A 15,097-nucleotide genomic window follows, 5' to 3' on the forward strand; every position below is an offset into this window, starting at 1 on the left:
TGCTCGGTGCCGCCCCGTCTTGTCCCTCGACCCCAGGAGAACCATGCCGTCCCTCCCCGCCCCGCTGTCCGTCGACGACGTCGCGCGCCTCGGCGCCGCCGTGCTCGATCGCGTCGAGTCCGTCGTGATCGGGATGCGGGAGCCGCTGACGCTCGCGCTCGCCTCGATCCTCGCCGGCGGCCATGTGCTCTTCGAGGACGTCCCCGGTCTCGGCAAGACCCTCGCCGCGCGCTCGATCGCGGCGGCCGTCGGCCTCGACTTCCGCCGCCTCCAGTGCACTCCGGACCTCCTGCCGTCCGACATCACCGGGTCGTTCGTGTACCTGCCGCAGACCGCCGAGTTCGAGTTCCGCCCCGGGCCCGTCTTCACCGGGCTGTTCCTCGCCGACGAGATCAACCGCACCTCGCCGAAGACGCAGTCCGCGCTGCTGGAGGCGATGGCGGAGGGGCAGGTGTCGGTCGAGGGGAGCAGTTTCGCCCTCCCGCAGCCGTTCCACGTGGTCGCGACGGCGAACCCGATCGAGTCCGAGGGCACCTACGCCCTCCCCGAGGCGCAGCTCGATCGATTCATGGTGCGGCTGAGCGTCGGCTATCCGGACGCGGCGGGGGAGCGCCAGGTGCTGCTCGCACGGGTCGCACGACGACGCGAGGTCGCCGTCGTGGCACCGGTGACAGACGCGGACACGCTGCTCGCCATGCAGGCGGGCGTGGAGCGAGTGGACGTCGACCCCGACATCGCCGCATACTGCGTGGCCCTGGCCGCCGCGACCCGCCGCCACCGCTCGGTCGAGGTGGGGGCCTCGCCACGCGGGTCGCAGGGGCTGCTGCTGATGGCCCGCGCGCTGGCAGTGCTGGCCGGGCGCGACTTCGTCCTCCCCGACGATGTCAAGCGCGTCGCCGTCCCGGTGCTCGCCCACCGGCTCACGCTGACGGTGTCGGCCTGGACAGGCGGCGTCAGCCCGCAGGACGTCGTTGCAGAGGTGGTCGCCGCCGTACCGGGGCCTCCGGCGGTCGGCACGCGCGCCCCGGAGCACGTGGAGGGGTCGGCGGGCGCATGACGGACAGCGCATCGCGCGCCGGTGCTGTGCCGGACGGGAAGAGTGCGGGATCGCCGTTGCGTCGCGTTCCCCGTCCGGCTCAGACCGGGGCCGCGCTGGTGGCCGCCGTGTGCCTGACCGCCGCTTTCCTGTTCGGGCGCGTCGAGCTGGTGCTGGTCGCGGCGCCGCTGCTCCTGGCCGTCCTGGGCGACCGGGTGCGCCGCCCGCGCGACGGGAGCGCCGTCACGATGAGGGCGCACGCCGTGGCTGCGGCCGACGGCTCGGAGCCGGCGCCGGGCGTCGCCGGGGCGGGGGAGCCCACCCGCGATGACGGTGCGACCGCTCGCGTCGCAGTCGCCGTTTCCGCCGCGGCGGCGCCCGGAAGCCATCCGGACGCGATCCAGCTCCGGATCACCCCGGCGGACCGCACACCCGTCGACACCGTGCTCACGGCGAGGGCCGCGACGCAGCTCCGTGTCGGCGTCGCGGTCGGGCACTCCGGGCCGCAGCGCGTCGTCCTGGTCGAGGGGCGTGCGATCGGCGCGGACGCCTCGTGGACGGGCGACCCCGACGTGCCCGGGGCCGCCGCGACGGTCGTTCGCGTCGTGCGGCCCGCGGCGCTGCCGATCCGGAGCCTTCCGCTGCCCGCTCGCCTGCAGGGCCTCACGGGGCAGCACGTGTCCAGCAGGCCGGGTGACGGCGGCGAGTTCCGCGATGTCGACCGCTATCGTGCCGGCGACCGGCTGCGGCGGATCGACTGGAAGGCGACGGCCCGTCGAGCACAGCGCCCCGGTGAGCTCTACGTGCGCCGCACGACGGCGACCTCCGACGCGGCGGTCCAGCTCGTCCTGGATGCCCGCGACGACCTCCCGGGCGAGGTGGCGGACTGGGCTGCACCGCACCCGCGGGCCGGCCTGCGCTCGCTCGACGTGGCGAGGGAGGCCGCGGTCTCGCTCGCGACGGCGTACGCGGCCGTCGCCGACCGGGTCGGCTTCGACGACATCGCCGATGCCGCGCGCGCCCTTCCCCCTCGCTCGGGCTCGCGGCACAGGGAGGCGGTACTCCGCCGCATCGAGACGACCACAGCGCGCCGCGCCGTCGGCGATCGCGTGCGCGTCCCCCGGCTGGCCACCGGTGCGCTGGTCTATGTGCTCTCCACGTTCCTCGACGACCAGCCACTGCGGCTGGCCCTGACCTGGCGCGCTGCAGGGCATCGGGTGATCGCGGTGGACGTCCTCCCTCCGCTGCGCGCCGCGACGCTCACGGCGCGGGAGCAGATCGCCCTCCGGGTGGTGGTGGCCGAGCGGGCCGTCCGGCTCGAGCGGTTGCGGGCGGCGGGCGCGGACCTGCTGGTGTGGACGTCCCCGGATCGGGACTCCGCCCTGCGCCGGCTCGCTGCACCCCGGCGACGCGCGACCGCGGGCAGGCCCGCATGAGCGCGACGCCCGACGCCCGGGAGTCCCGGGCGGAGGTGACCGGGCTCCCGTGGACGCTCCCCGGTTGGTCGCTGCGGGTCGCGTTCGCTCTGATCGCCGTCCCCCTGGCGCTGTCGGCGGCGCCCAGCGGTCCGTGGCCCGTGATCGGCGTCGCCCTCGCGGCGGTGACCGTCGTCGTGCCGCGTTGGCGCACGGCGTGGCTGCTCATCGCCGTGCTGGCCTTCTCCGCTCTCCTGGAGCCGGCCGAAGGCGTCTCCGCGCGCCTCCTCGCGCTGATCGTCGGCGTGCACGTGCTGCACGTGCTGGCGGGGTGGATGCTCGCCGTGCCCGTCCGCGCCGGCCTCCAACCCGCCGTGCTGCTCCCCGGGGTGCGGCGGCTGATCGCGATCCAACTCCCGGTGCAGGCGGTCGCCGTCGTGATCCTCGTGCTGCGGCCGGAGCAGGGCGTCGGCGCGATGGCGATCGTGGCCGGTGCCGCGATCCTGGCCATCGCCGTCCTCATCGCGGTCTTCCTCCTGCGGCCGCGTCGGGGGTGAGGCGGGAGGGGTCCCCGATGTCGGTGGTCGCGCCTAGACTCGCGCGTGCGGGCCCCGACCCGCCGCGGAGGCGCTAGAATCGAACAAAACTTCGAACCGCCGGCGCGCGTGCGCGGTCGGCGAACACGGGCCGACGCCGTCGAGAACTAGCGGAAAATGGGACGAGTGAGTATTCAGGGGCAGGGTATCCAGGGTCAGGCGCACCAGGCGCAGAGCCATCAGCCGCAGGGGAGCATCGCCAGGGTCACGGGGTCGCACCTGAGCGTCCGGGGCGCGCGTGTGCACAACCTGCACGATGTCGACCTCGAGATCCCGCGCGACTCCCTCGTCGTGTTCACCGGCCTGTCGGGCTCGGGCAAGTCGTCTCTCGCGTTCGATACGATCTTCGCGGAGGGGCAGCGCCGGTACGTCGAGTCGCTGTCGGCCTACGCGCGTCAGTTCCTCGGGCAGGTCGACCGCCCCGACGTCGACTTCATCGAGGGTCTCAGCCCCGCGGTGTCGATCGATCAGAAGTCGACGAACCGCAACCCGCGCTCGACCGTCGGAACGATCACCGAGATCTACGACTACATGCGTCTGCTCTGGGCGCGCATCGGCGTGCCGCACTGCCCGATCTGCGGCGAGAAGATCCAGCGGCAGACGGTGCAGCAGATCGCCGACCAGCTGATGGAGCTGGAGGCGGGCACGCGCTACATGGTGGTCAGCCCGGTCGTCTCGCAGAAGAAGGGCGAGTTCGTCGACCTCTTCAAGGAGCTCGCGGCGGGCGGTTACTCGCGCGCGCTGGTCGACGGCGAGATGATCCAGCTCGCGGAACCGCCGACGCTCAAGAAGCAGTACAAGCACGACATCTCGGTCATCGTGGACCGTCTCGTGGCCGGCCCCGACATCCTGACCCGTCTGACGGACTCGCTCGAGACCGCGCTGCGGCTCACGGACGGTCTCGTCCAGGTCAACTTCGTCGACCGTGAGGGACCGGAGGCCTGGCAGAACTTCAGCGAGAAGCTCTCCTGCCCGAACGGCCACCCGATCCAGCTCACCGAGATCGAGCCGCGCACGTTCTCGTTCAATGCGCCGTTCGGCGCGTGCCCCGAGTGCTCCGGCCTCGGCACGCGCATGTCGGTCGACGACGACCTGCTGCTCGGCGACGACGAGCTGAGCATCGCGGAGGGCGTGATCGTCCCCTGGACCACGCAGGGCAAAGGGCTCTTCAACTACTACGAGAAGCTGCTCGACGGGCTCGCTCGCGACCTGAAGTTCTCGCTGACGACCCCGTGGAAGAAGCTCCCGGAGAACGTGCGCGACGCGGTGCTCCACGGCGACAACTTCGAGGTCAAGGTCCGCTGGAAGAACCGGTACGGACGCGAGATGTCGTACACCTCCGGCTTCGAGGGCGTGGTTCCGTACATCGAGCGCCAGTACCTGCAGGCCGAGACCGACACGCAGCGCGCACGCTGGGCCGAGTATCTGCGCGAGGTTCCGTGCCCGGTCTGCAAGGGCAAGCGCCTGAAGCCCGAGGTGCTCGCCGTGCACGTGCACGGTGCGAGCATCGCGGACGCGTCGGAGCTGAGCCTCAGCGACGCCCGCGCGTTCATGGAGAAGCTGCACCTCACCGAGCGCGAGCAGAAGATCGGCGCCCAGGTGCTGCGCGAGATCAAGATCCGCCTCGACTTCCTGATCCAGGTCGGACTCAGCTACCTCGACCTCTCGCGGGCGGCGGCCACGCTGTCCGGTGGCGAGGCGCAGCGCATCCGGCTCGCCACTCAGATCGGGTCGGGGCTGACCGGCGTACTCTACGTGCTCGACGAGCCGAGCATCGGCCTGCACCAGCGTGACAACCGGCGCCTGATCGACACGCTCGTGGCCCTCCGCGACCTCGGCAACACGCTCATCGTGGTCGAGCACGACGAGGACACCATCCGCACCGCCGACTGGGTCGTCGACATCGGTCCGGGCGCGGGCGTCAACGGCGGTCACGTCGTGCATTCCGGCTCGTACGATGAGCTGCTGGCGAACACCGACTCGCTCACGGGAGACTACCTCGCGGGCCGTCGCGAGATCGCCATCCCGGCCAAGCGCCGGAAGATCGACAAGAAGCGGATGCTGCGCGTGGTCGACGCCGAGGCGAACAACCTCAAGAAGGTCACCGTCGACTTCCCGCTCGGCACGTTCGTCGCCGTCACGGGCGTCTCGGGATCGGGCAAGTCGTCGCTCGTCAACGACATCCTCTACCGCGTGCTCGCCAACAAGCTCAACGGGGCCCGCAAGCTTCCGGGCAAGCACCGCACGGTCACCGGACTGGACAATCTCGACAAGGTCGTGCACGTCGACCAGGCGCCCATCGGCCGGACTCCGCGCTCCAACCCGGCCACCTACACGGGCGTGTTCGACCGCATCCGCAACCTCTTCGCGGAGACCACCGAGGCGAAGATGCGCGGCTACCTGCCGGGCCGGTTCAGCTTCAACGTCAAGGGCGGTCGCTGCGAGGCGTGCTCCGGCGACGGCACGATCAAGATCGAGATGAACTTCCTGCCCGACGTGTACGTCGCGTGCGAGGTGTGCGGGGGAGCCCGCTACAACCGCGACACGCTCTCGGTGCACTACAAGGGCAAGAACATCGCCGAGGTGCTCGACATGCCGATCAGCGAGGCGGCGGTGTTCTTCGAGCCGATCTCGGCCATCCACCGCTACCTGAAGACGCTGGTCGACGTGGGTCTCGGCTACGTGCGCCTCGGCCAGAGCGCGACGACCCTGTCGGGCGGCGAGGCGCAGCGCGTGAAGCTCGCGACCGAGCTGCAGCGCCGTTCGAACGGCCGCAGCGTCTACGTGCTCGACGAGCCGACCACCGGTCTGCACTTCGAAGACGTCCGCAAGCTGCTGCTCGTGCTCAACGGCCTTCTCGACAAGGGCAACACCGTCATCGTCATCGAGCACAACCTCGACGTGATCAAGTCCGCGGACTGGCTGATCGATATGGGCCCCGAAGGCGGCGCCGGGGGCGGCCAGGTCATCGCGACCGGCACCCCGGAGCAGGTGGCGGAGGCTCCAGGCAGCCACACGGGCTACTTCCTCAAGGAGATCCTGCAGGGCGAGAGCGCCCAGGGCGCCGCGTAGGGCGCGCGCGTGGCCGACACCGTCAGCTACCGGCCGAAGGCCGGCGAGATCCCGACCCAGCCGGGCGTCTACCGTTTCCGTGACAAGAACCGGCGGGTGCTCTACGTGGGCAAGGCGAAGAACCTGCGTGCGCGGTTGAGCAACTACTTCCAGCCTCTGCGCAGCCTGCACGAGCGCACCCGGCGCATGGTCACGACCGCCGCGTCGGTCGAGTGGACGGTGGTGGCGAGCGAGTTCGAGGCGCTCCAGCTGGAGTACACCTGGATCAAGGAGTTCACTCCACCGTTCAACGTGCAGTTCCGGGACGACAAGTCGTACCCCTACCTCGCCGTGACGCTGGGCGACCGCATCCCGCGCGTGATGGTCACCCGCAACCGCGGCGTCAAGGACGCCCGCTACTTCGGTCCGTACACGAAGGTGTGGGCGATCCGCGACACCGTCGACCTCATGCTCAAGGCGTTCCCGGTCCGCAGCTGCTCCGACGGGGTGTACCGCCGCGCCGAGCTGACGGGTCGTCCGTGCCTGCTCGGCGACATCGGCAAGTGCGCCGCGCCCTGCGTCGGCCGTATCACGCCGGAGGACCACCGCGGGCTCGCCGAGGACTTCGTCTCGTTCATGGCGGGCAATGACACGAAGTACATCCGCGAGCTGAACGACAAGATGAAGTCGGCCGCGAGCACGATGGACTACGAGGCCGCCGCCCGGCACCGTGACGCCATCCAGGCCCTCGAGGCGGCCATGGGCAAGAGCGCGGTCGTGCTGCAGGAGACGGTTGACCTCGACGCCTTCGGCATCGCCCACGACGAGCTCGCGGCCGCGGTGCAGCAGTTCATCGTGCGCGGCGGGCGCATCCGCGGTGTCCGCAGCTGGGTGGTCGACAAAGAGCTCGACATGGAGCTCGGCGAACTGGTGGAGACCGTCCTGCAGAACGCCTACGAGGGCGCCGACGTGCCCCCGCGCGAGATTCTGGTGCCCGAACTGCCGGACGACACGGCGGAGCTGGAACGGTGGCTCACCGAACGTCGGCACGAGACCAGCGGGGGGAGCGTGAGCGACCCGAGTGCGACGCGCGGACGGCTCAGCGGTCGTGTGGAGCTGCGCGTCGCCCAGCGCGGCGACAAGGCCGCGCTGGCGCAGACCGCGGAGATGAACGCCAAGAACGCGCTCGTGCTCTACAAGACTCGCCGATCTGCGGACTTCGTCGCCCGGTCCAAGGCGCTCTCCGACATCCAGGACGCGCTCGGCATGGACGAGGCTCCGCTGCGAATGGAGTGCTACGACGTCTCGCACCTGAGCGGGACCAACATCGTCGCGTCCATGGTCGTCTTCGAGGACGGTCTGCCGCGCAAGGATCAGTACCGCCGGTTCAGCATCCCCGAGTCGACCGACGACACGGAGTCGATCTACCAGGTGATCACGCGGCGACTCGCCTACCTGAAGGACGACGCGCCCATCGAGACCGATCCGGTCGCTGCGGGCACGGGGCGAACGGACGAGCCGTTCGCCGACGACGGGGGAGACGACCCGACCATCGACGTCGACGCCGAGCTCGCGGAAGCGGCGGAGAAGCGCCGCCGCAAGTTCTCCTACCCGCCGAACCTCCTCCTCGTCGACGGCGGTCAGCCGCAGGTGGCCGCGGCGCAGCGCGCCCTCGAGGAGTCGGGCGTGCAGGGCATCCAGCTGGCGGGTATCGCCAAGCGTCTGGAGGAGATCTGGCTGCCCGACTCGGACTTCCCGGTCATCCTGCCGCGCAACAGCGACGCCCTCTTCCTCATCCAGCGGCTGCGCGACGAGGCACACCGCTTCGCGATCACCTACCAGCGGTCGCGGCGTAAGCGTGACATCGGCACCGTGCTGGGCGAGATCCCGGGCCTCGGCCCATCGCGGGTGAAGGAGCTGCTGAAGCACTTCGGTTCTGTGGCCCAGCTGAAGCAGGCGACGCCGGAGCAGATCGCAGAGGTGCGCGGCGTCGGCCCGACGCTGGCCGCCGCCGTGGCCGAGCGGCTGGCCGAGCGCTGAGGCTCGCTCGGCCGGTCGTCCGGGTGCGGGGTCTCCCTCGGCGGTTTCTCCCTCTGCGGTAGGGGGTGGCCGGTACCGCTGGGGGACGCGTTGCGCGCTCTCCGTCCGTAGCGTCGAGGCATGGAAGCCCTCAACGAGTTCATCGCCCACGCGGCCGCGTCCCCGTGGGTGTATCTGGTCGTCTTCGCCGTCGTGCTCGTGGACGCGTTCTTCCCACCCGTGCCCAGCGAGTCCGTGGTGATCGCGGCCGCGGCGGCCGCCGTCGCTGTCGGGGCGCCGAACCTGCCGCTGGTGCTCGCGTGCGCCGCCGCGGGGGCGATCGCGGGCGACAACCTCACCTTCGCGGTCGGGCGTCTCGTGCCCATCGGCCGCATCGAGCGTCTCCGCCCGCTGCGCGGCCCGCGCACGAGCGCGGCGCTGGCACGTGCCCGTCGCGGACTGCATCAGCGGACCGGTGTTCTGCTCCTGTCGGCGCGATACGTGCCGGTGGGCCGGGTGGCCGTCAACCTCATGGCGGGCGCCTCGCGGATCGCGCCCGCGCGCTTCCTGCTGCTGTCCTCCGTCGCGGGGGTCTCGTGGGCCCTCTACTCCGTTACTGTGGGGGTGGTCGCAGCGCACTGGCTCGGCGGCAACGCGTTCCTCGCGATGGTCGTCGGGATCGTCCTGGGCGTGACGGTGGGCATCGGGATCGATGCCGGGCTGCGCGCTCATGCGAAGCGACGCGAGGCACGTCCGGGCGCGGGATCGCCGTGCCCCGTCGCTCCCGCTCGCGAGACGGCACGAAGAACAGCGCCGACGGTTCTCACCGTCGCACAGGACCGGCAGGAGGCCCGCGGATGACAGCGTCGACGCCCAGCGCGCTCCCGCAGCCGCCTGCGTTGCGGATCGACGGCTCGCGCGTCCTGCTCTGGGGAGCCACGACGACGGCGACGGTGGCGATCCTCGCCGTGTCGGCCGCGCTCTCCGCGACCCTCTACGCCACCCCCGTCGTCGTCGCCCTGCTGCTCTCGGCCGCGCTCGGCGGCGCACTCCTGCTCGCGCTGGTGCGGCCGGCGGCCGCGGTCGCCGTCTCCGCGGCGGCCGTCCTCCTGCTGTCCCTGCTCGGTTCCCCGGCAGGTGGTGGCCCGTGGCCGGTGGCAGTGCCGTCGACGATCGCCTTCGCCGCCGCGCTCGGCCTGGCCGCTGCGGGAGGGGCGTGGCGAGCCGCCGGGGTCGTGTGGACGGTCGCCGTCGCCGCGACGTCGATCGTGGGCTGGTCGGGCATGCGCGCTCCCGCGACGTCCGGCGCCGTGACCGCCGACCTGATCGTCTTCGCTGCGGTGAGCGCGGCCGCGCTCGGCGGTGGAGTGCTGGTGGCACGCTGGCAGGACGTCCGGCGGCAGCTCCTGCGGGAGCAGCGCATCTCGGCCTCCGAGCAGGCGCTCCGTGAGGTGGCCGAGGAGCGGACGCGGATCGCGCGGGAACTGCACGACGTGGTCGCCCACGGCATGTCCGCGATCCAGGTGCAGGCCTCGAGCGCGCGGTACCGGCTCCCGGACCTCTCGCCGGACGCCGTCGCGGAGTTCGACGAACTGGCGGCGACCGCGCGCAGCGCCATGGGGGAGATGCGCGCGCTGCTCGGCGTCCTCCGCAGCGAGGACGCGACCGCCGAGACCGCGCCGCAGCCGGGCCTCGGGGACCTCGCCGCGCTCGTCGCCGCGGCGGGTCGCCGCGGAACGGCGCATCTGGACGACCGGCTCGCGCCCGAGATCGCGGCCGCAGTGGACCCGGTCCTGGCCCTCGCTGTCTATCGGATCGTGCAGGAGTCCCTGAGCAACGTTGCGCGTCACGCCACCGGTGCGGCCGTCGAGGTCGTGGTGGAGCACGTGAGCGGGGGCCTGCAGGTCGCGGTCGCGAACTCCGCGCCTCCCGGGAGGCCGGCCTCCGCGCCCGCGCCCGACGCCGGTGGCCACGGCATCCGTGGGATGCGCGAGCGCGCGGAGCTCCTGGGCGGGACGCTCGAGGCGGCGCCGTGCGCCGACGGCGGCTTCCGGGTGCGCGCGGTGCTCCCGCTCGGCGTCGGAAAGGAATCCGCATGACGATCAGCGTGCTCGTCGCGGACGATCAGGCGATGGTGCGCGCGGGCTTCGCCGCGATCCTCCAGGCGCAGGAGGGGATCGAGGTGCTCGGTCAGGCGGCCGACGGCGCCGAGGCGGTGGAGCTGGCGCGCCGCCTGCGGCCGGATGTCGTGCTGATGGATGTGCGCATGCCGGTGATGAACGGAATCGACGCCACCCGAGAGCTGGTGCGCCCGAGCCGCGGCGATCCGCATCGCCCGCTCGTGCTGGTCCTCACCACGTTCGACGCCGACGAGTACGTCTACGACGCGCTCAGCGCGGGTGCGAGCGGCTTCCTGCTGAAGGATGCCCCTCCCGCCGATCTCGTGCAGGCCGTGCGCGTGGTCGCCGACGGAGACGCCCTCCTCGCCCCGCGGGTCACCAAGCGTCTGCTGGAGCGCTTCGGCTCCCTGCGGCCGGCGGGGGGCGCGCAGGCGCAGCGCCTCGCCGGCCTGACCGAGCGCGAGCGGGAGATCCTGGTGCTGATCGGGCGCGGTCTCTCCAACGCCGAGATCGCCGCCGAGCTGTTCATCGCCGAGCAGACGGTCAAGACCCACGTGAGCCGCGTGTTCTCCAAGCTGGGGCTCCGCGACCGGGTGCAGGCGGTCATCCTGGCCTTCGACGCGGGACTCGTCGCGCCGAACCCCTGACCGGGCGCCACCCGCCCCGGCCCTCACCGCGTCCCCGCCCACCGCTCCGTACCGCGGCCTTGTACCGCACCCCTACCGCGGTAGGGGTGCGGGTTGGCTCTCCGGGGTGACGCGAGGCTCCACATCCCGTTGAGACGCTCTGACCGTCGGCCCGCCGGGCCGGACGGAAGGAGCCTCCTATGACCCTGTCCCTCGCGACCCGCGCACCGGAGCGGCGTGAACCGCCGGCTCGCAGGGATGCGGCCGTCGACCTGGCGCGCTCCGCCTCTCTTGTGGTCGTCGTGCTGCTGCACGCGCTCATGGTCGGCGTCGCCGCCGGAGCGGCGGGTCCGGTGCTCGAGAACGCCATGGAGCACTGGCCGGGCTTCGCCGCGCTGAGCTGGCTCGTGCAGGTCATGCCGTTGTTCTTCGTCCTGGGCGGGTTCTCGTCGTACACCCAGTGGGAGCGGATGCGGGGGCGGGGCGCGGGCTACGGCGAATACCTGGGGGCGCGCGTGCGCCGGCTGTTCGTGCCCGCCGCGGTCGCCTTCGGCGGCGTGGCCGTGCTCCTGAGCGCGCTCACGCTCGCGGGGGTCCCGGAGTCCCTCGTCGCCGTCGCCGGCTTCCGGATGAGCCAGCCGCTGTGGTTCCTGGGCGTGTACGTGCTCTGCACGGTCGGCGTCCCGCCGATGGTCGCCCTCCATCGTCGCGCGCCAGTGCTCGGCCTGCTCGCGCCGGTCGCTCTCGCGCTGGCCGTCGACGTCGTCCGGGTGTCGACGGGCGTCACGGGGGTGGGGTTCGCCAACCTCGTCTTCGTCTGGCTGGCGGTCCAGCAGCTCGGCTTCTGGCTGGCCGACGGCCGGGTGGGCGCCCTCCGCCCCCGCACGCTGCTGCTCGTCGCGGCGGGCGCCGCCGCACTGCTGGCGGGGGTGTGCGCAACGGGCTTCTGGTCCTTCGACATGCTCGCGAACCTCAATCCGCCGGTGTCGGCTCTCGTGCTGCTCGGCGCGATCCAGCTCGCGCTCTTCGCGATCGTCGCGCCCGCTCTGCGTTCCGCAGCGACACGCCCGGGCGTGGAGGCCGTGGTGGCGTGGATCTCGGCGCGTCCGATGACGGTCTACCTGTGGCACATGCCGGTGCTGATCGTGCTCGCGGGGGCGCTGCTGGTCTCCGGCACCACGCTTCCCCCGATCCTGAGTGCGGAGTGGTGGTCGTCCCGCCCGGTGTGGTTCGCGGTCGTCCTGATCGCCGTCGCCGGGGCGGTGGCCGTGGCCGGGCGCATCGAGACCGCCCCCGCGCGCCCCGACACGGCGCCGCGGGTCTCCCCGGTCGCGGCCGTCACGGGAGCCGTGGCCGGCGCGTCGGGCGTCGTGCTGACGCTCGTGACGGGCGGCTCAGCGGCCGCCTGGGTCGTCGCCGCTGCGCTCGCGTGCACGGCCCCACTGATTATGCGCAGGACATCCATCTCGGCCGCCGTCTCTCGGTAGGCTGGGCGGACACGCATCGCGAGGAGGAGAACAGGTGGCCACCGACACCGCGCAGCAGGAAGTGCTGATCGTCACGGGCATGTCGGGGGCGGGCCGTTCGACGGTCGCCAACGCGCTCGAGGACCTCGACTGGTACGTGGTCGACAACCTCCCTCCCCAGATGCTGCGCCCGCTCATCGAGCTCGCGAACCGGGCCGATTCCGGCCTGCCCCGGATCGCGGCCGTCGTCGACGTCCGCGGCCGCAACTTCTTCGCCGACCTGCGCGAGATGATCCAGAGCCTGCGCGAGGGCACGAAGGTGCGCGTGCTGTTCCTGGAGGCCGCCGACTCCGTGCTCGTCCGCCGGTTCGAGCAGGTGCGGCGCCCGCATCCCCTGCAGGGTGATGGCACCATCCTGGATGGGATCACCGCGGAGAGGGCGCGTCTGCGCGAGATCCGCGAGGCGAGCGACCTCATCGTCGACACCTCCGACCTGAACATCCACCAGCTGGCGACCAACATCACGGAGACGTTCGCCTCCGAGGGCACGGCGGGCGTGCAGGTCACCGTCCAGAGCTTCGGCTTCAAATACGGGCTGCCGCCGGACGCCGACCTCGTGGCCGACGCGCGCTTCCTGCCCAACCCGTTCTGGAACCCGGAGCTGCGGCCGCACACCGGTCTCGACGAGGTCGTGCGCGACTTCGTCCTGAGTCAGAACGGAGCGGAGGAGTTCGTCTCCGCGTACGTGCTGGCGCTCCGTCCGATCTTCGAGGGGTACCAGCGCGAGAACAAACGGCATGCCACGATCGCGATAGGCTGCACGGGAGGGAAGCACCGTTCCGTCGCGATTGCGGAAGAGCTCGCGGCACGGTTGCGCAGTTTCCCGGGTCTCGCGGTGAACACCAAACACCGCGACCTCGGCCGTGAATGACACCGGCCACCCGTATCACGGCGCCACCGACGCCGTCGCTCAACAGTTAGGAATCCGATTGGCTCTCACCGCCGACGTCAAGGACGAGCTCACGAAGGTGCAGGTCAGCAAGACGACCGTGCGCGCCGCCGAGCTCGCGACCATCCTCCGCTTCTCCGGCGGACTGCACCTGATCGGCGGCCGCATCGCGGTGGAGAGCGAGCTCGACACCCCCGAGCTCGCCACGCGGGTGCGCAAGGACCTGGCCGAGCTCTACGGCGTCCGCAGCGAAGGATCCATCATCTCCGCCTCCGGCATCCGCCGCAGCCCGCAGTACCTCGTCCGGGTGCTCGAGGGGGGCGAGACCCTCGCTCGCCAGACCGGCCTGCTCGATGCCCGCCGCCGCCCGATCCGAGGCCTCCCCAACCGTCTCACGACCGGCTCACGGGAGGAGCTGGCCGCCGTCTGGCGCGGCGCATTCCTCGCGCACGGCTCGCTCACCGACCCGGGTCGCTCCGCCGCCCTCGAAGTCACCTGCCCGGGCAACGAGGCTGCGATGGCGCTCGTGGGGGCCGCAGGCCGCCTGGGCATCGCCGCGAAGGCTCGGGAGGTCCGGGGCGTGCACCGCGTCGTCATCCGCGACGGCGAGGCGATCAGCGCGATGCTCGTCCAGATGGGCGCGGCGCAGACCGTCGCCAACTGGGAGGAGCTGCGTCAGCGCCGCGAGGTGCGCGCCACCGCCAACCGGCTGGTCAATTTCGACGACGCGAACCTGCGTCGCTCGGCGCAGGCCGCCGTCGCCGCCTGCGCCCGCGTCGAGCGCGCGCTCGAGATCCTCGGCGACGACGTTCCGGAGCACTTGCGCTACGCCGGCGAGCTCCGCCTCTCGCAGCGCGACGCCAGCCTCGACGAGCTCGGCCACCACGCCGACCCGCCCATGACGAAGGACGCCGTCGCCGGTCGCATCCGCCGCCTTCTCGCGATGGCCGACAAGCGCGCGGCGGATCTGGGAATCCCCGGTACGGATGCCAACCTCCCGGCCGACCTCGACGAGGTGTAGGTTCCGTGGCGGGGCGCCCCGTCCGGGAAGCTTCCGGTCGCGGCCGGAGTTGCCCTCAGTAGACTGGAAAAGTCGCCCGATCCCGGCGGAACCGTTCGTGCCGGGACACACCTGAGGAGATGAGTAATGGCTGACTACACGCTCGCCGACCTTCCGTACGACTACTCGGCGCTCGAGCCGAACATCAGCGGTCGGATCATGGAGCTGCACCACGACAAGCACCACAAGGCGTATGTCGACGGTGCGAACACCGCGCTCGTGAAGCTGGCCGAGGCCCGCGACGCGGACGACCTCGCCAACGTCAACAAGCTCCAGAAGGACCTCGCGTTCAACCTCGCCGGTCACGTGAACCACACGGTGTTCTGGAACAACCTCTCGCCGGACGGCGGCGACAAGCCGACCGGCGAGCTCGCCTCGGCGATCGACGAGTTCTTCGGCTCGTTCGACAAGTTCCGCGCTCACTTCACCGCGTCGGCGCTCGGCATCCAGGGCTCCGGCTGGTCGATCCTCGCGTGGGACTCGCTGGGCCAGAAGCTCATCATCGAGCAGCTGTACGACCACCAGGGCAACCTCGCAGCGGCGACCGTTCCGCTCCTCCTGCTCGACATGTGGGAGCACGCCTTCTACCTCGACTACGTCAACGTGAAGGCCGACTACGTGAAGGCGTTCTGGAACATCACGAACTGGGCCGACGTCCAGGACCGCTTCCTGAAGGCGCGCGAAAAGACCTCGGGCCTGCTGCTACTGTCGTAGTCAGGTGAGGCGTGCCCCGGGGGGGGCACCCCCGGCGCCCGGGGG

12 protein-coding genes are annotated in these 15,097 nt (G+C 71.6%); all 12 read left to right on the forward strand.

What is annotated here, in order from left to right; all coding sequences use genetic code 11:
* Positions 1–43 precede the first annotated feature (43 nt).
* The 12 genes from LLS1_RS10125 to LLS1_RS10180 all read left to right on the forward strand — a co-directional run bounded on the left by LLS1_RS10125 (position 44) and on the right by LLS1_RS10180 (position 15,052).
* The gene (locus tag LLS1_RS10125) at positions 44–1,057 is read left to right on the forward strand and encodes a MoxR family ATPase (RefSeq protein ID WP_226655219.1); all 1,014 of its coding nucleotides are present in this window, start codon (positions 44–46) and stop codon (positions 1,055–1,057) included.
* Positions 1,054–2,472, forward strand: coding sequence for a DUF58 domain-containing protein (locus LLS1_RS10130; protein WP_226655220.1), 1,419 nt, complete (start codon positions 1,054–1,056; stop codon positions 2,470–2,472). Before LLS1_RS10125 ends, LLS1_RS10130 begins: the two co-directional genes overlap by 4 nt.
* Entirely contained in the window at positions 2,469–3,008 is a 540-nt protein-coding gene (locus LLS1_RS10135) for a hypothetical protein (RefSeq protein WP_226655222.1), read from the forward strand. The genes LLS1_RS10130 and LLS1_RS10135 overlap by 4 nt, the downstream gene beginning before the upstream one ends.
* A 234-nt stretch (positions 3,009–3,242) precedes the next feature.
* Positions 3,243–6,119 (forward strand): excinuclease ABC subunit UvrA, encoded by a 2,877-nt coding sequence (gene uvrA, locus LLS1_RS10140; protein WP_226655243.1) that lies wholly within the window; start codon positions 3,243–3,245, stop codon positions 6,117–6,119.
* A 9-nt stretch (positions 6,120–6,128) separates the two neighbouring features.
* Positions 6,129–8,138, forward strand: coding sequence for an excinuclease ABC subunit UvrC (gene uvrC, locus LLS1_RS10145; RefSeq protein WP_226655224.1), 2,010 nt, complete (start codon positions 6,129–6,131; stop codon positions 8,136–8,138).
* A gap of 120 nt (positions 8,139–8,258) precedes the next feature.
* On the forward strand, positions 8,259–8,978 hold the full coding sequence (locus LLS1_RS10150) for a DedA family protein (RefSeq protein WP_226655226.1): 720 nt from the start codon (positions 8,259–8,261) through the stop codon (positions 8,976–8,978).
* Entirely contained in the window at positions 8,975–10,216 is a 1,242-nt protein-coding gene (locus LLS1_RS10155) for a sensor histidine kinase (RefSeq protein WP_226655228.1), read from the forward strand. The genes LLS1_RS10150 and LLS1_RS10155 overlap by 4 nt, the downstream gene beginning before the upstream one ends.
* The gene (locus tag LLS1_RS10160) at positions 10,213–10,884 is read left to right on the forward strand and encodes a response regulator transcription factor (RefSeq protein WP_223356604.1); all 672 of its coding nucleotides are present in this window, start codon (positions 10,213–10,215) and stop codon (positions 10,882–10,884) included. Before LLS1_RS10155 ends, LLS1_RS10160 begins: the two co-directional genes overlap by 4 nt.
* A 179-nt stretch (positions 10,885–11,063) precedes the next feature.
* A complete protein-coding gene (locus LLS1_RS10165) occupies positions 11,064–12,350 on the forward strand; it encodes an acyltransferase (RefSeq protein WP_226655229.1) in 1,287 nt (428 codons plus the stop codon).
* 34 nt (positions 12,351–12,384) lie between these two features.
* On the forward strand, positions 12,385–13,260 hold the full coding sequence (gene rapZ, locus LLS1_RS10170; RefSeq protein ID WP_223356599.1) for an RNase adapter RapZ: 876 nt from the start codon (positions 12,385–12,387) through the stop codon (positions 13,258–13,260).
* A 58-nt stretch (positions 13,261–13,318) separates the two neighbouring features.
* Positions 13,319–14,299, forward strand: a complete 981-nt coding sequence (whiA, locus tag LLS1_RS10175; protein ID WP_223356595.1) for a DNA-binding protein WhiA — start codon at positions 13,319–13,321, stop codon at positions 14,297–14,299.
* A gap of 126 nt (positions 14,300–14,425) precedes the next feature.
* Positions 14,426–15,052: a superoxide dismutase gene (locus LLS1_RS10180; RefSeq protein WP_223356593.1), complete on the forward strand. Its 627-nt coding sequence runs from the start codon at positions 14,426–14,428 to the stop codon at positions 15,050–15,052.
* Positions 15,053–15,097 lie beyond the last annotated feature (45 nt).

This window comes from Leifsonia sp. LS1 (assembly GCF_020521355.1).
In the GTDB taxonomy this organism is placed as follows: domain Bacteria; phylum Actinomycetota; class Actinomycetes; order Actinomycetales; family Microbacteriaceae; genus Leifsonia.

Bases quoted from the DNA above. Each gene is read 5' to 3' on its own strand.
- LLS1_RS10125 (WP_226655219.1), top strand. From the start codon at position 44: ATGCCGTCCCTCCCCGCCCCGCTGTCCGTCGACGACGTCGCGCGCCTC.
- LLS1_RS10165 (WP_226655229.1), top strand. From the start codon at position 11,064: ATGACCCTGTCCCTCGCGACCCGCGCACCGGAGCGGCGTGAACCGCCG.
- LLS1_RS10160 (WP_223356604.1), top strand. From the start codon at position 10,213: ATGACGATCAGCGTGCTCGTCGCGGACGATCAGGCGATGGTGCGCGCG.
- LLS1_RS10130 (WP_226655220.1), top strand. From the start codon at position 1,054: ATGACGGACAGCGCATCGCGCGCCGGTGCTGTGCCGGACGGGAAGAGT.
- LLS1_RS10180 (WP_223356593.1), top strand. From the start codon at position 14,426: ATGGCTGACTACACGCTCGCCGACCTTCCGTACGACTACTCGGCGCTC.
- LLS1_RS10135 (WP_226655222.1), top strand. From the start codon at position 2,469: ATGAGCGCGACGCCCGACGCCCGGGAGTCCCGGGCGGAGGTGACCGGG.
- LLS1_RS10155 (WP_226655228.1), top strand. From the start codon at position 8,975: ATGACAGCGTCGACGCCCAGCGCGCTCCCGCAGCCGCCTGCGTTGCGG.
- LLS1_RS10150 (WP_226655226.1), top strand. From the start codon at position 8,259: ATGGAAGCCCTCAACGAGTTCATCGCCCACGCGGCCGCGTCCCCGTGG.